The sequence below is a fragment of the Streptomyces acidiscabies genome, from assembly GCF_020010905.1.
In the GTDB taxonomy this organism is placed as follows: Bacteria; Actinomycetota; Actinomycetes; order Streptomycetales; family Streptomycetaceae; genus Streptomyces; species Streptomyces acidiscabies.
The window spans coordinates 5,613,412-5,634,186 of the sequence record NZ_JAGJBY010000001.1; the positions used below are offsets into that span (position 1 = coordinate 5,613,412).

General features: G+C 71.5%; 22 protein-coding genes and 1 pseudogene. 9 read left to right on the plus strand and 14 right to left on the minus strand.

Annotated elements, in window-relative coordinates; genetic code table 11:
- Positions 1–418: 418 nt before the first annotated feature.
- Positions 419–520: pseudogene (locus J8M50_RS50145) on the plus strand (rhodanese-like domain-containing protein); the annotation flags it as partial.
- A 4-nt stretch (positions 521–524) separates the two neighbouring features.
- Here J8M50_RS50145 and J8M50_RS25605 read toward each other — a convergent pair.
- Positions 525–671: a hypothetical protein gene (locus J8M50_RS25605; RefSeq protein ID WP_010360041.1), complete on the minus strand. Its 147-nt coding sequence runs from the start codon at positions 669–671 to the stop codon at positions 525–527.
- Positions 672–681: 10 nt separating this feature from the next.
- Between J8M50_RS25605 and J8M50_RS25610 the strand changes: the two genes are divergently transcribed.
- Positions 682–918 carry a hypothetical protein gene (locus J8M50_RS25610; RefSeq protein WP_162138060.1) on the plus strand — a complete coding sequence of 79 codons (237 nt, stop codon included), beginning with the start codon at positions 682–684 and terminating at the stop codon, positions 916–918.
- On the opposite strand, the gene J8M50_RS25615 is transcribed toward J8M50_RS25610, so the two are convergent.
- Positions 902–1,354 (minus strand): OsmC family protein, encoded by a 453-nt coding sequence (locus J8M50_RS25615; RefSeq protein ID WP_010360039.1) that lies wholly within the window; start codon positions 1,352–1,354, stop codon positions 902–904. The two genes, J8M50_RS25610 and J8M50_RS25615, sit on opposite strands and share 17 nt — an antisense overlap.
- Before the next feature lie 177 nt (positions 1,355–1,531).
- Here J8M50_RS25615 and sqr point away from each other — a divergent pair, with 177 nt between their 5' ends.
- From sqr to J8M50_RS25630, 3 genes are read left to right on the plus strand one after another with little or no spacing between them, the layout of a single operon-like run.
- Positions 1,532–2,773, plus strand: coding sequence for a type III sulfide quinone reductase, selenoprotein subtype (gene sqr, locus J8M50_RS25620; RefSeq protein WP_010360038.1), 1,242 nt, complete (start codon positions 1,532–1,534; stop codon positions 2,771–2,773).
- 36 nt (positions 2,774–2,809) lie between these two features.
- On the plus strand, positions 2,810–3,127 hold the full coding sequence (locus J8M50_RS25625) for a TusE/DsrC/DsvC family sulfur relay protein (protein ID WP_010360037.1): 318 nt from the start codon (positions 2,810–2,812) through the stop codon (positions 3,125–3,127).
- A gap of 15 nt (positions 3,128–3,142) precedes the next feature.
- A complete protein-coding gene (locus J8M50_RS25630) occupies positions 3,143–3,616 on the plus strand; it encodes a DsrE/DsrF/DrsH-like family protein (protein WP_010360036.1) in 474 nt (157 codons plus the stop codon).
- Between the two features lie 177 nt (positions 3,617–3,793).
- Here the strand turns inward: J8M50_RS25630 and J8M50_RS25635 are convergent, their stop codons facing one another.
- On the minus strand, positions 3,794–4,765 hold the full coding sequence (locus J8M50_RS25635) for an SAM-dependent methyltransferase (RefSeq protein WP_010360035.1): 972 nt from the start codon (positions 4,763–4,765) through the stop codon (positions 3,794–3,796).
- A gap of 325 nt (positions 4,766–5,090) precedes the next feature.
- Between J8M50_RS25635 and J8M50_RS25640 the strand changes: the two genes are divergently transcribed.
- Genes J8M50_RS25640 through J8M50_RS25650 form a run of 3 tightly spaced genes read left to right on the plus strand, consistent with a single transcriptional unit; the run spans position 5,091 to position 8,379 of the window.
- Positions 5,091–6,134 carry a terpene synthase family protein gene (locus J8M50_RS25640; RefSeq protein WP_029184626.1) on the plus strand — a complete coding sequence of 348 codons (1,044 nt, stop codon included), beginning with the start codon at positions 5,091–5,093 and terminating at the stop codon, positions 6,132–6,134.
- Positions 6,131–7,534 carry a cytochrome P450 gene (locus tag J8M50_RS25645; protein ID WP_010360032.1) on the plus strand — a complete coding sequence of 468 codons (1,404 nt, stop codon included), beginning with the start codon at positions 6,131–6,133 and terminating at the stop codon, positions 7,532–7,534. Before J8M50_RS25640 ends, J8M50_RS25645 begins: the two co-directional genes overlap by 4 nt.
- On the plus strand, positions 7,531–8,379 hold the full coding sequence (locus tag J8M50_RS25650; protein ID WP_010360031.1) for an SAM-dependent methyltransferase: 849 nt from the start codon (positions 7,531–7,533) through the stop codon (positions 8,377–8,379). The genes J8M50_RS25645 and J8M50_RS25650 overlap by 4 nt, the downstream gene beginning before the upstream one ends.
- Positions 8,380–8,420: 41 nt before the next feature.
- Here J8M50_RS25650 and J8M50_RS25655 read toward each other — a convergent pair whose 3' ends face one another.
- The 11 genes from J8M50_RS25655 to J8M50_RS25705 all read right to left on the minus strand — a co-directional run bounded on the left by J8M50_RS25655 (position 8,421) and on the right by J8M50_RS25705 (position 19,464).
- Complete coding sequence (locus J8M50_RS25655; RefSeq protein WP_010360030.1) at positions 8,421–8,711, minus strand: hypothetical protein; 291 nt, start codon at positions 8,709–8,711, stop codon at positions 8,421–8,423.
- A 478-nt stretch (positions 8,712–9,189) separates the two neighbouring features.
- Positions 9,190–9,411: a hypothetical protein gene (locus tag J8M50_RS25660; protein WP_141655661.1), complete on the minus strand. Its 222-nt coding sequence runs from the start codon at positions 9,409–9,411 to the stop codon at positions 9,190–9,192.
- 459 nt (positions 9,412–9,870) lie between these two features.
- Positions 9,871–11,451, minus strand: a complete 1,581-nt coding sequence (locus J8M50_RS25665; protein ID WP_029184625.1) for a multicopper oxidase family protein — start codon at positions 11,449–11,451, stop codon at positions 9,871–9,873.
- A gap of 92 nt (positions 11,452–11,543) precedes the next feature.
- Entirely contained in the window at positions 11,544–12,011 is a 468-nt protein-coding gene (locus tag J8M50_RS25670; RefSeq protein WP_029184624.1) for a hypothetical protein, read from the minus strand.
- Positions 12,012–12,853: 842 nt separating this feature from the next.
- Positions 12,854–13,774, minus strand: a complete 921-nt coding sequence (locus J8M50_RS25675; RefSeq protein WP_010360025.1) for a sulfite exporter TauE/SafE family protein — start codon at positions 13,772–13,774, stop codon at positions 12,854–12,856.
- Positions 13,771–14,043 (minus strand): hypothetical protein, encoded by a 273-nt coding sequence (locus J8M50_RS25680; RefSeq protein ID WP_010360023.1) that lies wholly within the window; start codon positions 14,041–14,043, stop codon positions 13,771–13,773. The genes J8M50_RS25675 and J8M50_RS25680 overlap by 4 nt, the downstream gene beginning before the upstream one ends.
- 68 nt (positions 14,044–14,111) lie before the next feature.
- Positions 14,112–15,497, minus strand: coding sequence for an MBL fold metallo-hydrolase (locus J8M50_RS25685; RefSeq protein WP_010360022.1), 1,386 nt, complete (start codon positions 15,495–15,497; stop codon positions 14,112–14,114).
- A gap of 123 nt (positions 15,498–15,620) precedes the next feature.
- Positions 15,621–16,850 (minus strand): NAD(P)/FAD-dependent oxidoreductase, encoded by a 1,230-nt coding sequence (locus tag J8M50_RS25690; protein ID WP_010360021.1) that lies wholly within the window; start codon positions 16,848–16,850, stop codon positions 15,621–15,623.
- A 46-nt stretch (positions 16,851–16,896) separates the two neighbouring features.
- Positions 16,897–17,223, minus strand: coding sequence for a rhodanese-like domain-containing protein (locus tag J8M50_RS25695; RefSeq protein ID WP_010360020.1), 327 nt, complete (start codon positions 17,221–17,223; stop codon positions 16,897–16,899).
- Positions 17,224–17,318: 95 nt separating this feature from the next.
- The gene (locus tag J8M50_RS25700) at positions 17,319–18,779 is read right to left on the minus strand and encodes a HAMP domain-containing sensor histidine kinase (protein WP_010360019.1); all 1,461 of its coding nucleotides are present in this window, start codon (positions 18,777–18,779) and stop codon (positions 17,319–17,321) included.
- Positions 18,769–19,464, minus strand: a complete 696-nt coding sequence (locus J8M50_RS25705; protein ID WP_010360018.1) for a response regulator transcription factor — start codon at positions 19,462–19,464, stop codon at positions 18,769–18,771. The genes J8M50_RS25700 and J8M50_RS25705 overlap by 11 nt, the downstream gene beginning before the upstream one ends.
- 172 nt (positions 19,465–19,636) lie before the next feature.
- Between J8M50_RS25705 and J8M50_RS25710 the strand changes: the two genes are divergently transcribed.
- Complete coding sequence (locus J8M50_RS25710) at positions 19,637–20,308, plus strand: ferritin-like domain-containing protein (RefSeq protein WP_010360016.1); 672 nt, start codon at positions 19,637–19,639, stop codon at positions 20,306–20,308.
- Positions 20,309–20,775 lie beyond the last annotated feature (467 nt).

The window sequence follows — 20,775 nt, forward strand, 5'->3', positions numbered from 1 at the left end:
CAGGGCAGGCAGCGGGACTGCCCCACCTGCCCGAGCGGCCGAGGGGGGGCGACGCCGCGACACTCCCGGTCCCGCAGCACCCCCTCCCGCAGCGTCGCCCTGTTGATGCCCAGCTCTGCCGGAAATGGGCGAAAACGTTGATCGAGGGCTCGTCAGCGGGCAGGTCAAGGCGTTCGTGCAGATCGCGGACGTGGAACACCTTCCCGGGGTGCTCGTTGAACGTGGTCACGATGCGCTGGTGGACGGTGGTGGTCTCCGCGGGGCCGTTGCGTGGCCGGGAGGGGAGGAAGGCCGTCGATGGTGCCGTTGACCTGCTCGACCACCCACCGCTTCGGCTGCGGCACGAAGCCCTTGCCCACGTCGTAGGGATCGCGCCGGATCACCTCGACGGTGATGTCGTTCACCGCCCCGTGGATGATCTGCCGGCATCGCGGGCGGCATGGTCTTCTCCGCCCTTGCCGACACCTGCCGGACGGCGGTCGTGCCCGGCAAGCCGCCGCGCAACTGCCCGCGCGCGGCGCGTGTCAGTTCGCCCCCGTCGTGCCCGCTGCGGCCTTCCGCCGTACGTCGGCCATGTCGGCGGCGCGGATCTTGGTGATGACCTCCTCCAGGGCCTGAGGCGGGAGCGCGCCGGGCCGGGCGTACAGCACGGTGCGGTCACGGACAGCCATCAGGGTGGGGATGGAAGAGATCTGGAAGGCGTCGGCGAGTTCGGGCGTCGTCCAGTTGGCCGGCCAATGTCTCTTCGCCCGGCTGGCGGTGGCGGCGTGCCGGGACGGTCGTGGTGGTGCGGTCGGCGTGGACGATCCGCTTCGGGCCGCACGGGCCCTCCAGCACCTCGTCGTCGCCGATGAGGCCGGCCCGGATACGGACCCCGGCCACGCCGGCGCCGGGGACGTGCTCATGGCTCCAGCTTGATGTCGATCTCGGGCGGCTGGTGCAGGGTGTTGTGGACCGTGCAATGCGAGGCCACCGCCAGTAAGGCCGCCCGGCGCTCCTCGGGAAGGTCCGGCGGCGGCACGACCACCAGTCGCAGGGAGGTGATCCGAGCCGGGCAGTCGGTGGCCAGGGCGAACTCCGTACGGACGCGCAGACCGGCGCGGGGCAGACCGTGCCGGTGGAGGTAACGGCCCGCGTAGAAGGCGACGCAGGTGGCCAGGGAGGCCGCGAAGAGTTCGGTGGGGGTGGGCGCGGTGTCCGTGCCGCCCGCCTCGACGGGCTGGTCGACCTGAAGGCGATGCCCGCGGACGTCCACCGCGTAGGCGTCCTGGTCGACGTGGGTGACCTCGAGACGGTGGACCTCCGAGCCGTGCGGCCGGTTCGTGTCGAGGGTCTGCGGTGTGCTGCCGGTCATGACCGTGCCCTTTCGGTGGTGTCGGCTGCTCCGTGTTCCAGTCGACCGCGCGAAGCGCGCCGGATCGAGAGGCCGACGGGGTACGGACGGGGCCGTTCGGCGGCATAGCCGGACGGGTACCTGGCCGGGGACCAGCGGCCCATGTTCCGCCGGCACCTTCCCGACGACAGTGGAGGCATGGGCCACCACATCGTGATTCTCGGAAGCGGAACCGCCGGCACACTGACGGCGAACCGGCTGCGCCGGAAGTACGACGAGGGCGAGTGCCGGATCACGGTCGTCGACCAGGACGACGACCACGTCTACCAGCCCGGGCTGCTGTTCGTACCCTTCGGGCTGGCCCAGCCGCACGCACTGGTGCGGTCCCGGCCCAGGCAGCTGCACGAGGGGATCGACTACCGGCGGTCCAGGATCGACCGGGTCGACCTGGACGCACGTACGGTGCACTTCGCCGTCGGCGGCTGGCTGGCGTACGACGTGCTCGTGGTCGCCACCGGAGCCAGGCTCCTGCCCGAGGAGACCGAGGGCCTGACCAGCCCCGGCCGGGGTGAGAACATGTTCACCTTCTACGACCTGCCCGGCGCGGTCGGTCTGCGCCACGCGCTGGAGCACTTCGACGGCGGCCGGGTCGTGGTGAACGTGGCGGACCTGCCCATCAAGTGCCCTGTCGCGCCTCTGGAGTTCGCCTTCCTCGCCGACTGGTATTTCCAGCGGCGCGGAATACGCGACCGGGTCCAGCTCACCTATGTCACCCCGCTGGACGGCGCGTTCACCAAGCCGGTCGCCGCCAAGGCGCTGGGTGGCCTGCTGGCGGAGAAGGGCATCGAGCTGGTCACCGAGTTCACCCTCGGCGAGGCCGACGGCTCCGGTGGCCGGCTGATCTCGTACGACGAGCGCGAGGTGCCCTTCGATCTGGCGGTCGTCGTGCCGCTGCACGGCGGCGCGGAGTACGTGGACCGCTCCGAAGGCCTGGGCGACGAACTCGGCTTCGTCCCCGTCGACCAGCGCACGCTCCAGCTTCCCGGCCGTCCCGAGGTGTTCGCCGTCGGAGACGCCGCCGGTCTGCCCGCGTCCAAGGCGGGCTCGGTGGCCCACTTCGAGGGCGAGGTAGTGGTGCGCAACATCGGCCGCCACCTCGCCGGGCAGCCACTGGACGCCTCTTTCGACGGGCACACCAACTGTTTCGTCGAGACCGGCTTCCGCAAGGCCCTGCTGATCGACTTCAACTACGACACCGAGCCGCTGCCCGGCCACTTCCCGGGCACGGTCGGACTGCCGCTGCTGAAGGAGTCGCACGCGAGCCATCTCGGCAAGCTCGCCTTCGAGTGGCTGTACTGGCACAGCCTGCTGCCCGGCCGGGAACTGCCCGGCATCAGCTCGGCCATGCCCGAGCGCGGCAAGGACCACGTGCCGGTCTGAGGACCGACGTGTCCGTCTGAGGGAGAGGAACCCGCCATGACCACCGCCACCTACGCCGACATTGTCGTCCCGGTCGACGACGAGGGCTTCTTCACCGACCCCGGCCGGTGGACCGAGCCGATGGCCGGGCAGATCGCCGGGGAACTCGGCATCGACACGCTGACCGACCGGCACTGGACGGTCATCCGCTTCATGCGCGAGCAGTACGCCGTCAAGGGCACCGGACCCACCGTGCGTGTGCTGGGCAAGACCTCCGGCGTCAGTGTCAAGGAGCTCTACCAGCTCTTCCCCAAGGGACCGGCGAAGACCGCCGCGAAGATCGCCGGGATCCCCAAGCCCCGCGGCTGCATCTGAGGAGCGCGAGCCGTCATGGCCGACACCGCCACGATCGAGAAGGTCTCGATCATCGTCTCCAAGGGATCCCTGGAAGGGATCTATCCCGCTCTCATCATGGCCAACGGCGCCCGCGCCGAGGGCATCGAAGCCGACCTGTTCTTCACCTTCTTCGGCCTGGACGCCATCACGAAGAAGCGCTGGGGCCACATCAAGCTGGCCACCGTCGGCAACCCCGGCCTGCACCTGCCGACCCTGCTCGGCGGTATGCCCGGCGTACCGGACCTGGTCACCCGCTCCATGGAACGCAAGATGGACAAGCTCGACATCCCGCCCATCCCCGAGTTCCTTCAGATGATCGCCGACACCGGCGCGGGCATCTACGCCTGCAAGGCCTCGGCAGACCTCTTCGAACTCGGCAAGGACGACCTCGTCGACCAGGTCCAGGGCATCATCACCGTCGGCGAGTTCTACGAACACGCGGCCGGCGGCCAGATCATCTACACCTGACATGACGCCCGTCGACGGCGTGCCCGCAGCGGTGCTCTGCTCCGCCCACGGCGAGCTGCCACCCGGCCCGGCAGGCCCGGCGATCTGCCCGCCGTTCGCGCGGACGAACTCGTCTGCGCCGCGCGGGAACGGGGCGTCGGGAGCGTGGAACTGGTCGGGCGGATCCGTCCTGCCCGCTCACGCCGTCCGACGGGTGATGACGCTGTACACCGACGCCTTGTCGGCGGTGAGCGCGACGGAGAAGCTGACGGCCATCTCGCGCAGCTCCTCGATGGGGCCCGTGATGCCGTCCGGGAAGTGGTGCTCGATGTTGAGCCGGACCTTCTGGAACCAGTGCACGATCTCCGCGTTGGAGGGCATGATCCGCATGTCGGTGAGGACCAGGCCGTGCTGTTCCAGGACGCCCACGAAATAGGCCGGACTCTTGCGGTTGCCGCAGGCCAGCCGGTCGACGCGGTCGGGGATGGCAGGGCGGTAGGCGGTGAGGTCGGTCTTGTAGAGGGTGTCGGAGATGATGACGAGGGCGCCGGGCCGCACGCGTTTGGCGACCGCGCTCACCGATGCCTCGAAGACGTCGTCGAGGAAGTGCGTGTACACACCGCGCACTACGACCAAGTCGTAGGGGATCTCGGGGGCGGGCAGCAGATCGACATCCTGCCCGTCGCACTGGAAGAGCCGTACCCGGCCGTCGAGTTCGGGCTCTGCGGCGAGTTTGTCCGCGCAGTACTCCAGTTGCCGTCCGCTGATGTTGACCGCGTCGATGTGCGCGGCCTCGGGAAAGCGGCGGGCCAGGTAGCGGGAGAGGAAACCCCAGCCGCATCCCAGGTCCAGGATCCGGTGGACGGCCGGCCGCTGAGGCCCGGCCAGCCCGGCGATCTCCAGCTGTTCCTCGAAGTGCCGCACCTCGGACGGTCCGACCGATCCGCGCGCCGGCCCGGCGGCCACTTCGTCCGTATCGAACAGGCCGAACTGGAACAACAGGTTGTCGGGGCCGAGGGCTCGCTCCCACTTCCACGGCGGATCGGCGTAGGTGTCCTCGACTTTCTGCCGGTACGCGTCGACACGCGGACTGTCGATCACATGGATCGCGGGAGGCTTTCCGGCGGCCGGTTCCCGGGGGACGGGCTGCTCGGGGGGAGTGGGGGGCATGCGCACTCCTGTGGTGATCCGAAGAGGCGTAGGGGCGGTGAGCCGGGCCGGCGGTCCGGGCGCTCCTCCCATACAAGGGTCCGCCGTCCGGCAGTAGCAGGGCGCACGGAAGCATTGCCGACCACGGCGAAGCACCTGTGTCCATACGCGCTTTCACGCACCTCCCAACGCCTCGTCCGGCGACCGCGGCAGGGTTATCCCGCAGATGCGGGGGAGAGGACACTCTGGGCCGTGCGCCATCGCCACGCCCGGTCCGGGACGCGGTGCACGGCATGGGTCGGATCCGGCCCGGACCGCCCCCGGGCGACGAGACGAGGACATGACCATGACCGCACACGAGCCGGACACCCTCTTTCCCGTGTCGATCCGCCCGCACCCGGCCGCCGCCGCAGCCGAAGAGGACATGCGCCGATGGCTCGACGGGTTCGGGCTGTGCCGTGCACCGGGCGCACGCGCAACTCTGCACCGTGCGCGGGTCGCCCACTGCATCGGCCTGTTCCACCCCGAGGCCCCCCAGGAGGCGATCCGGCTCCTGAGCAGGGTCGCGGGCTGGTCCCTGATGATCGACGAGGAGTTCGACTCCGGGCCCGCCCGGACGGACCCGGCTGCCTGTGCGGCGGCTGTCACCGCGATCCTCGGCGCCCTTGCCCCCATTCCGGAGCCCGGCCGCGTCACCGTCCGCGATACCGACGACGCGATGACTCGTGCGGCGGCCGACCTGCGGCGCTCCCTGGAATCAGGGCGCCCGGTCGGCTGGACGGCCCGCTTCCACGCTCATATGGCCGACTGGATGTGGGGCATCTACGCAGAGGTCGTCGACCGTACCGCCGGGCGCCGGCCCGCTCTGGCGGAGCTGCGCGAACGGCGGCGCGACTCCTACGGTCTGCCCTGGTACCTGGACCTGTGCGAGATCGCGGTCGGCGTGTACCTGCCCGAGGCCGTGCACCGCCTGCCCGCCTTCCGCGCCCTGTCCGCCGCGGCCTGCGACATCACCGCCCTGTGCAACGACCGTGCCTCCGCGGACCGGGAGCGGACCATGGGCGATGTTCACAGCGTCGTCCTGCTCCTGGAGGATCGGCACGGCATGTCTCCCGCGCAGGCCGCGTCCCGCGCCGACGAGATGATCACCGAGGACGCGGAACGGATCCGGTCGGCCTACCGCGATCTCCCCGGCCAGCTCAGGGCCGCCGGCCTGGACGGCCCGACCGTGCGGGACGCGATGCGGTGCGCGGACGGCTATCTGGACATGGTGCGCGGCAACCATGCCTATCACCGCACCTGCGGCCGCTACACCGAACCGGACGCCCTGCCCGACAGCGCATCCCGGGCCGAGGGCTTCGCGGCCCCTCCCACGAGGACACTGCGGTGAGCGAGGAAGCGTCCCGCCGCGCGACGACTGCCGCCGCCTCTTCCGGCTGCCCCCGCCACCACGCCGCCTCCGGCCTGCCCGACGGCCCCCGGCTCACCGCCGCCGAACTGCACGCCATGGAGAGCGAACGCCAACTGGCGGCCTGGGCGGAGTACGCCCACACCTACGGCCCCGTCTTCACCCTGCACTCGGAGGGCGCCCCGCCCCGTGTCTACGTCAGCGATCCCGCGGAAGTCCGCCGGCTGTTCATCGCGGACCGCACCGACTGGGGCGCCCGCGGCACCCTCTACTTCCGCCCCGTGATCGGCCCCCAGGCCCTGCCCTACCTCACCGGCGAAGCCCACCGCGCCGTCCGTCTGCTCCTCGCGCCTCCCCTGCACGGCGACAGGGTCCGCGCCCTCGGCCCCGCACTCGACTCCATCGTCACCGCCGTCGTACAGCGCCTGCGAGGCCGCTCCCTGCCGCTGATCCGCCTCGCCCACGAGATCACCCTGCGCCTGATCGTCCGCGTCGCCTTCGGCCCGCTGGAAGCCGCCCGCCAGGAGAACTGCGTCCACGTCCTCACCGAGATCATGGACCTGATGTACGAGCCGGCCGCCCGCCCGGACACCGGCTCCGCCGACCTGCTGCAGAGCCTCGCCCGCCCCGTCCGGGAGTTCCAGACCCTGGTCGGCGAGGAGGCCGCCACCGCCCGCGCGGACCCGCACTCCGGCCGGACCGACCTGCTGCACCACCTCGCCACCAGCACCCCCGCCCAGAGCGACGAACACATCCGCGGCCACATCATGACCCTGCTCATCGCCGGCCACGACACCACCGCCAGCGCCCTGGCCTGGGCCCTGTACCAACTCGAACTCCACCCCGGCATCCGGCGGCAGGTCCACGCTGAACTCGACGAACCGGTCAGCTCCGTCACCCCCTCACCCTCCCCGGAACAGATCGCCCGGCTTCCCTACCTCACCGCCGTCTGCGCCGAGGCTCTCCGGCACGGCTCGGTCGTGCCGGCCGGCCTGGCCCGCGTCGTACCCGAGAACCCCGGCCGAGCCGGACACCAGTACCCCGCCGGAACCGAACTCGTCCCCGCCATCCACCTGATCCACCACCGCCCCGACCTCTACCCCGCCCCCGAACGCTTCGCCCCCGAACGCTTCCTGGACCACAGACCCAGCGGCACCCACTACCTCCCCTTCGGCACCGGAACCCGCCGCTGCCCCGGCGCGGCCCTCGCCGAATTCGAACTCCCCATCGCCCTGGCCCGCCTGCTGCGCACCCCCGGACTGCGCCTGACCGGCGCCGACCCCGGACTGCGCGCCGTCAAGAACGGACCGACCATGACCACCCCGACCAGCCTCAGGATCACCCTGGACCCCGCCCCGCCCTCAGAGGGAGACCGGCCATGACCGCGTCCGGAGACGTCGGCACGTACTACGACCTGCTCACCCCCCTCCTCCAACAGCTCTGGGGCGGGAACTTCCACATCGGACTGTGGCCCGAGAGCCCCCCACCGCCAGACACGCATACGCCCACGGACACGACCGCAGACCCGACAGACCCGCTCGCCTCCGTCGTCGAAGCCGGAGACCGCCTCACCGACCTGCTCCTGCGTGAACTGGACCCTCACCCGGGACGGAACGTCCTCGACATCGGCTGCGGCATCGGCCACCCCGCACTCCGCCTGGCCCGCACCACCGGCGCCCAGATCACCGGCATCACCATCAGCACCAGCCAGGTCCGCATCGCGACCGACCACGCCGCCCGGGCCGGCCTGGACCACCTCGCCCGCTTCCAGTACGCCGACGCCACCGCCCTGCCCTTCACCGACCACGCGTACAACGCCGCCTGGGCCGTCGAATCCCTGCTCCACATCCCCGACACCCACCGCGCCCTGACCGAGATCCACCGCGTCCTCGCCCCCGGCAGCCCTTTCGTCATCAGCGACATGATCCTGCGCGCCCCCGACCGCGCCGAACACGCACACTCCTCCATCACCCCCCTGCCCGAACTCCTCGCCCTCCTCGACACCACCGGCTTCCGCACCACCCGCATCATCGACCTCGACGACCACCTGAGCCGGTCCCTGCATCGCCTCCGCACCGACCTCGACCGTCACCGCACCCACGCCGGACAACAGCACGACGAAGCCATCGACGCGCTCACCCGCATCCTGGACAAGATCCTGCCCGGCATCGGCACCGTCTTCGGCTACACCGTCATCACAGCTCACACCCGACGCCCGACCAACTGAACCTCGCCAGCGCCCACCCACGGTTGCGCTCGGTCCGTAGGTCAAGCGGAAGGGAGATCGTGCCGTGACGGCCCGAGGGGCCCGGTGCCATGCTCGGCCAGGCCGGCGTGCAGCAGGAGCAGGCGGCCAAGGTCGCGTGCCTCGCCCGGGGTGAGTGCCGCCCACGCGCCCGGCTCGCCGCCTTGATCCCGGCCCACGTCCAGGGTGACCCGGCTGATGGGCCGGTCCCCGGCTGCGAGCCGCAGGCAGCTCACCGCGATCGTGCGCCCGCAGGTGGTCACGAGAGTGGTGTCCTCGGCCGTAGGAGGCCGGTCGCGTCCTGCCGTCGTCATCGTTCTCACGCTCCTTGGCCGGGTCGGCGACGGTCCCGGCGGGCGTCGCCCATGGCTCGAATACCCGGTGGGGTATATGAGACAGCGCCGTCCGAGCCGGGATTGTTCCCTGCTCGCCTACGCGTCGCGGGGTGTGCGGACGCGGACGGTTCGGCCGGGGCGGCGCGGGAACGGTCGTCCGGCTCTCCGGAGGCACGATTCCCGTAAATACCCTGCGGGGTATCTGAGTTCGTGATCATCCGAGAGGAGGGTCTCCGACGACCGGCCCGTCTCACCCGTGGCCGACACCGGCCTGCCGCTCATCGGCGACAGCCCCTCGACTTCGAGGCCGAATCCACCCACGGAACCGTCCGGCTGTCCGGCTGCGCCGCGCACTTCACGCCGGTGTGCACCAGCGAGTCCGTCGCTCACCGACTGGTACCTGGCGACGAGGCCCGGCACACCGGCCTGACCCGCAGTGTGACCTCGCGGAACGGTGTCACTGCCTTAGGGCGTGGACGAAGGCGTCGGTCACCTGCCGAGTGACCGTCTCGGCCCGCAGGATGTCCGCGTACGGCCGCCACAGGCCGACGACCTGCTCGGCGGTGTACAGCACACGCGAATCCTGCGGGCTGCTGTGACCGTGCTCCGGATCGACCGCGTCATGCCCGATGCGCAGGAGGGTTCCGCCCTGGCGGACGCCGGTGGCTGCCCGGGCCACCTGCGGCCACGGCAGGTGCAGATACGTGATCGGTGAGATTGGCGCGGACGGTCCGCGGCCGCACACCCCGTTCCGCGAGTCAGACGGTGCTGCCCCCCGCCGGCGGCGAGGTTCACGGCCCGCGCTGACGGTGTTGTTCGGAGCGGAGGTGCCGGGGGCCGTGCGGGTCATCGGCGGTGGGCGGTGGCGGCGACCCGTTCTTGGGTCTTGGTGCGGGTGGCCAGTGGGACGGCGTCGGCGATCTTTCATGTGGACCGGCGTCATCGTCGTGATCGCGACCATGGCGAGTGGCGTGAGGACCAAGAGGCGGGACGTGTCGGTGGTGCCGGTCGGCGGAAACGGGCCCTCCGCCCAAGGGAGGAGGGCCCGTCCTCGGCCGCGGTATCCGCTGTGCGCGCGTCGCGTCCGTGGCGCCGGCCCGCGCGGAAATTCACCCGGCGCGGGTGGTGCGTGCGGGGGTCAACCCTGGTAAGCGACCAGCGCCATCATGCCTGCCTCGCCGTGGTAGGCGTTGTGGCAGTGCAGCATCCACTGTCCAGGGTTGTCGGCGTCGAAGAACACCGACACGGTCTTCTTTGGCAGGACGATGGTGGTGTCCTTGCGCGGCCCGCTGCCACCGAGTTGGTAGGTGTGGCCGTGCAGGTGCATGGGGTGCCACATGGTGGTGGTGTTGACGAAATCGAGCCGGACCCGCTGGCCCTCCTCCACTGTGATGGGATGCGCGGTCGGGTTGTCCATGTCGAACCGGCGGCCGTTGATGGCCCAGTTGTAGGTCATCATGGAGCCGGTCAGCTCGATGCGGTGGACCCGGTCGGCCTTCTTCGACGCCAGCCGGACGTCGTCCGCCGCGCGCAACTGGGAGGCGGTCAGGAGCATGCCGTCCAGTTCCTTGGGGCGGGCGGTCTCCGGGGGGATGCTGCCGGAGCCGGTGCGGATGACGGCCATGCCGGTGGCGTTCTTGCCCTCCGCCAGTGCCACCAGGGGGAAGACGCCGTCGTCCAGGGTGACGAGGACGTCGTAGCGCTCGCCCATGCCGAGCAGCAGGGCGTCGACCTGCTGGTGCTTCACGGGGAAGCCGTCGGTGTGGGTGATGGTGAGCTGGTGGCCGCCGAGGGCGACGCGGTAGGCGGTGTCGCTGCCGGCGTTGATCAGGCGCAGCCGGATGCGTTCGCCGGGCTTGCCGCGGAAGACCTGCGGGTCGGCCGGAACGCGGCCGTTGACCAGGTGATAGGGGTACTTCACGTCGCCGGCATCGCCCCCCAGCAGTGGGCTCTCGGCGCCCATCAGCATGAACTGCATGCCCCTTCCTCCACCGGAGGAAGATGCGGAGGCGGACGGGGAACCGTCCATGCCGCCGCTCATGTCCATGCCGTTCATGTCCATGCCGCCCATGGACATCCCACCCATGCCGTGCCGCAGCTCGGCGAAGACGTCGTCGGGGGTGCCGGTGACGCCGTCGAGCCAGTCGTCGAGGACGACCACCCACTCCTCGTCGTACGACAGCGGCTCCCTGGGGTCCTCCACGATGAGCGGCGCGTACAGGCCCCGGTCGAGCTGGACGCCGACGTGCGGGTGGAAGAAGTAGGTGCCGGGAGCGTCGGCGGTGAACCGGTAGGTGAAGTCGCGTCCGGCCCGCACGGCCGCCTGGGTGGCCGGCGGTACGCCGTCCATGTCGTTGCGCAGGGCGATGCCGTGCCAGTGGATGGACGTGGTGGCCTGGTTCGGCAGTTGGTTGGACAGCGTGGCGGCCAGCGTGTCACCGGCCTTCACGCGCAGCTCCCGGCCCGGGATCCGGCCGTCGAAGGCCCAGGTCCTGGCCGTGATCCGGGCGCCCAGGTCGGCCGTGGCCTGGGTGGCGGTCAGCGTCGTTTCGTGGGTCCTGCCGCTCCGGGTGCGCTTCTTGTCGGCGGCGGCGACGGCCGATCCGGAGGGGCTGACCAGGGCCGGAGCGCTGCCGGAGCCGCTACAGGCGGCGAGCGCGCCCGCGCCCGTGACGCCGAGCCCGGCCAGCAGGACGGAGCGGCGGTCGATGTTGTTCACGGAGGTGTCCTTCTTCTCGGTATCGCTGTTGTCCGACGCGTGTGCGGGCACGGCTGGGCGCACGCGTGAGCGCGTGCAGCCGTGGGCGCGGCCTACAGCAGGAATCGAGAAAGGAGGACGGAAAGGTCGGGTGGCACCCGACCGGTGGTGCCCGGGATGTCCCGGCCGGCGGTCGCACCGGGAGGAAAGGCCGGAGTGCAGCCGGTGCAGGGCTGGTGGGGAGGTGCGAACTTCAGGCCGTCGACCCCGGCGGCGGAGCAATGCTGCATCGCGGTGCCGGAGCATGCCCCGTCATCGTCGTGGGCCGGGATCGGGGCTGTGCCACCGCGCGCCATGGCGTGCCCACTGGTGTGGGCGGGCATCGCCGGTGCGACCGCGTGGTGCATGCCCGTCATGCTGCTCGTTGCGGAGACCCCGGCGGCCGGCACCTGCGTGAGGGCGGCGGCCGTGTCGTGGTGGACGAGAACCGCGAGCGCCGCCACCAGTGCGATGACGGCAGAGCGCGTCCATCGCAGTGCGGCGCTGTGGGCGCCGCCCGGCCGGTGGTGGGCTGATGCCATGGCTTCCGTCCGCGTTGGACCGTGAGCGGGTTACGTCTCGTCAATATACCCCGAGGGGGTAGGGTTCAGGTGTGGGGTCGGCTGGAGAGCAATGCCTGGATCCGCGCCGCCTGGACGGAGCGAGCCACCGGCATCAGGCCGCACAGGCCCGGAGCGCCGAGCCCCTGCCGCGCATACCGTGATGACGGTCAGGGCCCAGAACCAAAACGCCCGCGATGACCCACGCGATGGAGGCGCCCCCGAACCATTCCTCCATTTCAGGACGGTGCCCATGAACACCGCGAGGAACGTCAGCAGGAACATCGCCGCACCGGCGGCCCCGTTGCTCTCGCGGGGCTTCTTGTACGAGGCGTGGAAGAACCGCGCCGCAGGTGGAGCAGGGCCAGGACGAACATTGCCTGCGCGGCCCAGAAGTGCCGACCGCGGGCGAAACTGCCCGGTCACTTACGTCGTCGGGATTCGTCGACCCTTGTCGGCGCCAGTCCTCGGCGTCCTCCTCCGACGCCTCGTCCCAGTTCAGTTGCCCAGGAACGTGAAGAACAGCCGGCAGAGCGGGGCATACGGAGTCTGGGTGCCCTTGCGTCTTCGCCGAGAACGCCGACCGCCGGAAGCACCCGCTCAGCCGAGGGTCGGCTGCCGCTCGCGCAGCCCGAGCGCCCTCTCAGGTGGCTCCAAGTCCTCCTGCCCGGCAACCGGCCGATCCGCTACTGGGGCGCCCCCGTCCCCGGCCCGGGACAACCGCCACCCGTCCGTCACTTGACTCGCTCAGTCGCAACACGACATGAGGCAACATGGCGTATGCCCACAGGACACCGGTATCTGTCGAGCGGCGTGGCCGGACGTCATGTCCTGGTGCGCGGGATGCGAGTGCCTCCGGCCTCGCCGGCAGGGTCTGGGGCGTCGTCCCGGTCCCGGGTTCCTCCGGAGCGGCGCAGCACGTACCAGCTGGACAGGCCCACGGCGGCCGTGGCCGCCATGGACCAGGTCCAGGGGCTCGCCACCAGGGCGTGACGCACCCCGGGTGTGATCTGCTGGGCCAGCACGAAGACGCCCATGGCGGCGACGAACCAGCCGAAGGCTCTGCGCAGTCCGTCCTGCGGGATGCGCCCGGCCAGGAGGCCGCCGAGCAGGCTGCCGACCACAGCCGTCGCTGTGACGAGGGCCGCCAGGGGCCAGTCGATGTGCGTGCCCGAGAGGTGACCGGCGAAGCCCGCGAACGACTGGAGGGCGATCACTTGCAGGGACGTGGCGGCAGCGACCGGCATCGGCAGTCCGCCGAACAGAGCCAGCGCGGGGACGATGAGGAAGCCGCCGCCGGCGCCGACCAGTCCGGTGACGAGGCCGACAGCCGCACCGTTCAACAGGATGGCGCTGACGGGCAGTTCACGACGGGGCTGCTGCGGCTTCCGGCGCCGGCCGCGGATCATGGCGACGGCGGTGGCGATCATTACCAGGGCGAACAGGATCAGCAGCACGGTGGCGGGGACGAGCGCCGCCAGCCGCCCGCCCGCGTAGGCGCCGCTCATACCGGCCACGCCGAACAGGAGCCCGGTGCGCCACCGCACCCGTCCGGCGCGGGCGTGCGGGAGGACTCCGGCGGCGCTGGTGACGCCGACGACGAACAGGGAGGTGGCGATGGCCTCCTTGGTGCCCATTCCGGCGAGGTAGACCAGGACAGGCACGGTCAGGATGGACCCGCCGCCGCCCAGGATGCCCAGGCCCGCCCCGATCAGGAGGGACGCGGCGATGATCAGAGCGATCACGACGGGCCTCGTAGGGCGACGGCGACGGACGGCCCGGCCCCGACCGCCGTGCCGGTCAGGTGCGGGCCAGGCAGGAACAGGCCCGCTGTGCCGCTGACCAGGACGACGGTCCCGGAGACCGGGCGTACCTGGCGTTCCGGGTCCCAGTGTTCCGGGCCGCGCGTGAACGGGCCTGCGGCGACGTCCAGCAGGCGCGGGCCTTCGCCGGACCGTGTCGGTTCGTGCAGGGCGGAGGGATCGATTCGTGGTTTGCCGGCGTGGGCGGTCATGGAGTTCCTCGGTGTCTGGGAAGCGGGCGGCGACCGGTGTCTCCGGTCGCCGCCCGGAGCGCGGTGGGTCACGCCTTGGCGGACGCGGGCACGGCTAGCCAGGCGCCGTAGCCGCCGAGCAGGTCGGAGACGTCGGTGCGGCCCTTGTGACGGAGCAGGCTGGCGGCGATGGAGGAGCGGTGGCCGCCCGCGCAGTGCACGACGAGGGGACAGCCGGCGGGGATCTCGTCCTGGCGGCGGGCCAGTTCGGCCAGCGGGATGTGCAACGAGCCCTCGATGAAACCCTCTTCGCGCTCGGCGGTGTTGCGTACGTCCAGTACCAACGGCGGCTCCTCGCCGTCGAGCAGCCGGCGCAGTTCGTCGGCGGTCAGCCGGCTCGCCTGCGCCATCTCGTCCGCCAGGGCGGGAAACGCGCCCTCGGGCTCGCGCAGGTAGCCGCCGACCTTGTCGAAGCCGATCCGGGCGAGCCGGGTGACGACCTCCTCCTCGCGGTCCTGGGGCGCGATGACGACGATGTCCCGCTCGGGGGCGACGACCATGCCGGCCTGCTCGGCGAAGCGGCCGTCGGCGGGCACGTTGACCGAACCGCGCAGATGCCCGGGGGCGAAGTCCTGCGGTGCGCGGGCGTCCACCACGACCGCACCCGCTGCGCGCTGCTTCATGAACTCCTCGACCGACAGCGGGCGGAGCGCGGTGGACGTGTCGAACAGGCCGTGCTCCTTGCGGTTGAGGATGGCGTCGTAGACGAAGTAGGCGGGCGCGGACGGCTGCCCGGCTGTCACCAGCTGAACGAAGCGCTCCTCGCTCATCGGCCGGCAGGCGTAGTTGGTGGCGCGCTGCTCGCCGATGGTGGACTGGCGCTGGGTGGAGAGGTTCTTGCCGCAGGCGGAGCCGGCGCCGTGCGCGGGGAAGACCCGCACCGTGTCCGGGAGGGCCATCAGCTTGTTCTGGATGGTGTCGTAGAGCATCGTGCCGAGTTCGTCGGCGGTCACGCCGATCGAGGCCAGCAGGTCGGGGCGGCCGACGTCGCCGATGAACAGCGCGTCGCCGGTGAGGACGCCGTAGGGCACGGTGTCGCCCGCGTGCTCGTAGACCAGGACGCTGATCGACTCCGGGGTGTGGCCGGGGGTTTCGAGGATCTGGAGCTGGACGTCGCCGAGGGTGATGCGTTCGCCGTCGGCCAGTTTGCGGATGGGGTATTCGGCCTCGGCGCGCTGTCCGTAGCCGATCCAGGCGCCGGTGCGGTCGGCGAGTTCCAGGTGGCCGGCGAGGAAGTCGGCGTGGAAGTGGGTGTTGAGGACGGCCTCGATGGTGAAGCCGTGGGCGGCGGCGTCGGTGAGGTACTCGGAGACGTCTCGGCGCGGGTCGACGACGACGGCCCTGCCGGTGGTCTCGTCGGCGATCAGGTAGGACGCCTGGGAGAGGCAGTCGAGGTAGTACTGGGTGAAGAACATGGTCGGGTGACCTCCATGTCGGATGGGATCGCATACCCAGGGGGGTATGCAGAAGAGTCTGGTCCGCCCTTGTCGAAGGGCGGTGGTGGTCGGCCCGGATCGGGGGATGCCCGGGCCGACCGGTCAGAGGCGGCCGGTGAGCATGCCGTGCCAGTAGATCGGCGGCAGGCCGTACCGCTTGAACAGCCACATCGCGCGCTGCTCCTTGAAGGGATCGAGCAGCGGGAACGACGGGGTGGGCTTGAGGTCGTAGTCGAACTCGGCCAGCAGCATCCGGTCGCGGGCGGTCACCAGCGGGCAGGAGGTGTAGCCGTCGTAACGGTGCGACGGCGTACGGCCGTTCATCACCTCCAGCAGGTTCGCCGCGACCACCGGGGCCTGCTTGCGTACGGCCGCGCCCGTCTTGGAGGTGGGCAGGTTCGCCACGTCGCCGAGCGCGAAGACGTTGTCGTAGGCGGGGTGTTGGAGGGTGTGTTTGTCGGCGGCGACGAACCCCTGCGGGCTCGCGGGGTCGGCGAGCGGGCTCGCCTTGACCCAGTCGGGCGCACTCTGCGGCGGCACGGCGTGCAGCAGGCCGTAGCCGATGGTCTCCTTCGTGCCGTTCGCGTGGTCGGCGACGGTGATCTCGCGGGCGTCGCCGTCGACGGCGGTCATCTCCGAGCGCAGCCGCACCTCGATGCCGTACCGGGCGGCCACCCGCTCCAGGACCTGTGACCAGGCCGGTACCTTGAACATCGCCGGATCGGGGATGACCAGGATGATCCGGATGTCGTCGAGAACCTTCCGCCGGCGCCAGTGGTCGGCGGCCAGGTAGGCGATCTTCTGCGGCGCGCCGCCGCACTTCAGCGGGGTCGCCGGGTGCGTGAAGACGGCCGTGCCGGACCGCATGTCCTTGATCAGATCCCAGGTGCGCGGGGCGTATTCGGGCGCGTAGTTGCTGCTCACCCGGTCGTGCCCGACGGCCTCGGCCAGGCCCGGTACGCCGTCCCAGTCGAGCTGGAGGCCGGGTGCCATCACCAGGTGCTCGTAGGTGAGTTCGGCGCCGCCGGACAGGGTGACCGTGCGGGCCTCGGGGTCGACGGCGAGGGCGCGGCGGCGGAGCCGGCGCACGCCGTCCGGTATCACCGTGCTCTCGGGGCGACGGGTGGTGCTCAGGGGTGCCTGGCCGCCGCCGACCAGGGTCCACAGCGGCTGGTACCAGTGGGTGTCGGAGGGTTCGATCAGGGTGATGTCGCTGATGCCGGCGCGGCGCAGGCGGGCCGCGAGGGTGACGCCGGCGCTGCCGCCGCCGATGACGGCGACGCGGTGACGGCCGGAGATCGGTGTCTCGGTGGGGGAGGGGGTGGTGGCCAAGGCGGTGCTCCTTCCCGAGTGGCCGGGGTGCGGGGTTCGGACGGGTTCAGGCCGCACCCTCGGACGAGCCGGCGGCGATCGGGTGGCCGCCGCGGGCCCAAGCGAGGGTGCCGCCGGTGACGGAGCGGGCGTCGACGCCGCGGGAGGTCATCCAGCCGGCGGCGGTCCTGCTGCGGTTGCCGCTGGCGCAGATGACGAACACCGCCCGGTCCGTGGGCAGTTCGTCGCACCGGGCGGGCACGCTGTGCAGCGGCATCAGCCGGGCGCCGGGAACATGCCCGGCCGCGTACTCGTGGGGCTCTCGTACGTCGACCACGAGGCCGCCGTCGGTCCAGACGGCCGCGAGTTCGTCGACGGTTGCTTCACGGACCATCCCGATGCCTCCTCAAATACCCCTGGGGGTTTCCTGTCAGCGACGGTACGACCGCCGGGAGTGGGGCGTCAAATACCCCTAGGGGTATTTGCCTGTCAGGCAAGGCGCGACTCGGTCCCCGTGCCGTGAACGGGCCGTGGCCCCTGTGCTCCGAGCCGGGGCAGCCGGAGGGTCATCCGCGTCCCGCCGCCCGGCCCGGAGGCCGCTGCGACCGTTCCTCCGTGGGCGGTCACCAGCTCCTTGACCACGGCCAGGCCGATACCGCTGCCGCCTTCGGCGCGGGTACGGGCCCCGCGCCACAGGCGATCGAAGACGTGCGGCAGTTCGTCGGCGGGGATTCCCGGCCCCGTGTCGGCCACCTGGACCAGCGCCTCGGCGGGCGTGGCCGAGGTGGTGACGGTGACGGTGTCACCGGGGCGGCAGTGGCGGGCGGTGTTGCCCAGCAGGTTGCCGAGGGCCTGGTGCAGCCGGTCCGCGTCCGCACGGACCAGCAGGGGAGCGGGGCCGGTGGCGGTGCGTACGGTCAGTCCCGCGGCGCGCAGTTCGGCCTCCCGCTCGGCCACCGCGGCGACCGCCAGCGCGGTCAGATCCACCTCCGCCAGACGCAGGGACAACCGGGCCGACTCGGCCTCCGCCAGTTCCCCGAGGTCGCCGACGATGCGGCCCAGCCGCACCGCCTGGTCGTGCAGGGAGGCCAAGCGCCGAGCCGACGGGTCGGCGTAGCCGTCGCGCAGTTCCTCCAGCCCCGCCTGCAACGAGGCAAGGGGGGTGCGCAGCTCGTGCGCCACGTCTGCGGCGAGCCGGTGGCGGGCCTGCTCGGCCCGGCCGACGTCGTCCGCCATGGCGTCGAAGGCACGGGCGAGGTCGCCGAGTTCACCGGGCGCGTCGATGCGGGTGCGTGCGGTGCGGTCACCGGCGGCCAGCGCGCGGGCGGTGGCCGCGACCCGGACCACGGGTGCGGCCAGGCGGCGGGTGACGAACCAGCTCACGACCAGAGCCAGGGCCAGCGCCCCGACGGCGGCGGCTGCCACCCACCCCCAGGCGATGGACAGGCCCGCCGATCCGGCCCCTGCCGAGAAGACCAGCGACACTGTGCCGACGCTGTTCCCGTCGACCACTACGGACGCGCTCGCACCGGGTCCCGAGCCCATGCCCTGCCCGTGGTGCCCCTGCCCCGGGCCGGGCATGTCATGTTCATCCTCGGTACCGGAGCCGGCCCCACCGGAGACCACCTCGTCGTCCGTGTCCCGCACCGTGAGATCCGCCCCGACACCGGAGGCAAGTGACCGGGTCGCGGACAGATCGGCCGAGGTCCAGCCGTCCGCGGCCCGGTAGGCGTCGGCCGCTGCTGCGGCGACTCGGGTGGCGGTGCGCTGCCGGTCGGCCTGATGGGCACTGCTGAGTCCGCGACCGGTACCGACCAGCGCCGCGGTCGTCAACAGGGCCACGGAGGCCAGCGCCACCACGGCGAACGCCGCGAAGAGCCGCCGCCCGAGCGGACCGAGCCCGCCGGACGGCCGAACGCCGGCGCGTGCCGAACGCGGCTCAGGGGTCACGGGCCCACCCCAGCCGGTAGCCCACGCCCAGCACGGTCACCACGAGGCCGGCGCCGACCTCACCGAGCTTGTGGCGCAGGTTCTTCACATGCGAGTCGACGGTCCGTTCGTACCCGGTGAATTCGTAGCCGCGCACCCGGTTGACCAGCTCGTAGCGCGAATACACCCGGCCCGGCACCGATGCCAGCGTGGTCAGCAGACCCCACTCGGTGGGCGTCAGGTCCACAGCCACCCCGTCCAGGACGACCTCGTGCCGCGCCTCGTCCACCCGCAGCCGTCCATCGCCGTACGACGAGACGGACGTTGCCCCCGCCGTCGTACCCCCGGCCCGCTGGAGGACCGCACCCACCCTGAGCACCACCTCGGTCGGGCTGAACGGCTTGGTCACGTAGTCGTCGGCGCCCAGCCGCAGTCCGTGGATGCGGTCCTCCACGGTCGTACGCGCGGTCAGCACCACCACCGGCACCCGCCCGCGCTCGCGGGCCTGGCGCAGCACCTCGTCCCCGTCCACATCCGGCAGCCCGAGATCCAGCAGCGCCAGATCGATCCCCGGCTCGCCGAGCAGCCGTACCGCCTCCGCGCCCGACCCGGTCGTCAGCACTCCGTAGCCCGCCCGCTCCAGATAGCGGCGCAGCAACTCGCGGATCTCCTTCTCGTCCTCGACGACGAGCACCGTGGCGGCCATCCCCCACACCTACGCGCCCCGGACACGTCCCGGCGAGGGCCGAACGGTCCCGACCCGCCCAGCCGTTGTCTCCATTCCGTCTCCACACACACCGCACGGAGAGTGCAGGGCCCGGCGCGACGGTGACAGTGCGGGAACGCAGGAACGTCCCGCGGAGTCGAGGAGGTTCGCCATGAAGCGCAACATGAAGATCGCGACGGCGGTCACCGCGGGTGCCCTCGCCATCGGCGGCCTGCTGGCCGTCGGCACAGCGGCGGGTACTGGCAGCAGCCCGGCACCGGATCCCACCCCGCAGCAGATGATGACGGGCCGTCAATACCATGCCGAGAACCACGGCGACGGCATGCACGAGGCCCGCCGCGACGGGAGCTGCACCGGCTACACCGCCCTCGCACCGCAGGGCACCCTGACCGCGGCCCAGAAGACCACTCTGGCACGCACGGCCGAGGAGGAGAAGCTGGCCCACGACCTGTACACGGCCTACGCCGTACGCTACGACCAGCGGATCTTCGAGCGGATCGCGGCCGCCGAGACCAATCACCTGACCGCCGTCCGCACCCTGCTGGACCGCTACGACATCACCGACCCGACCGCGGGCAAGCAGGCCGGCGACTTCACCGATCCGGCGGTCCGGGCCGCCTACGACCGGCTTCTGAAGCAAGGTGACAGCAGCCTGGACGGAGCTCTGACGGCAGGCCGCACGGTGGAGAGCGACGACATCGCCGCGCTGCACAATGCCCTGGCCGGGCTCACCGCTCCGGACGCACGCCAGGTCTACGACAACCTGCTTGCCGCCTCCGAGGGGCACCAGGCTGCCTTCGATCACTGGATCGCCGACGAGTAGTGGACCGGACGCGACCGGAAAGGAGACGAGGAGTGCCAGGATCACCCCCGGCGGGGCGGTGGGATGTGCGCGGCGTCGAGCCGTCATCGGGGACTGAAGCGACCTTCGCGCCGCCGGCCGGGTCGCCCCCGTCAGTTGCGGCCTCGGTGTCGCTGCTGCACGTGGCTGCCGACCCGGTGCGCTGGACGGTATTGCAGGAGCTCGCCGACGCCCTGGCGTGCGTGCGCAACCCGCAGGAGCATGTGCCGGTAGCGGCGAATCTGCTCAGCTACCACCTCGAAGTGCTGCGCGATGCCGGGTCGGTCACCACCAGCCGCCGCGGCCGCTGGATCGACTGCGCCCTCGCCGAGGACGCCCCCCGCCCGGCTCCACGCGGTCCTGCCGGTACCAGAGACGAGCCTCGCCGAACGGCTGTCTGTCTCCACCAGCGGCAAGGTCCTGGCCCTGACAGCAGCCGCAGGTGCCTG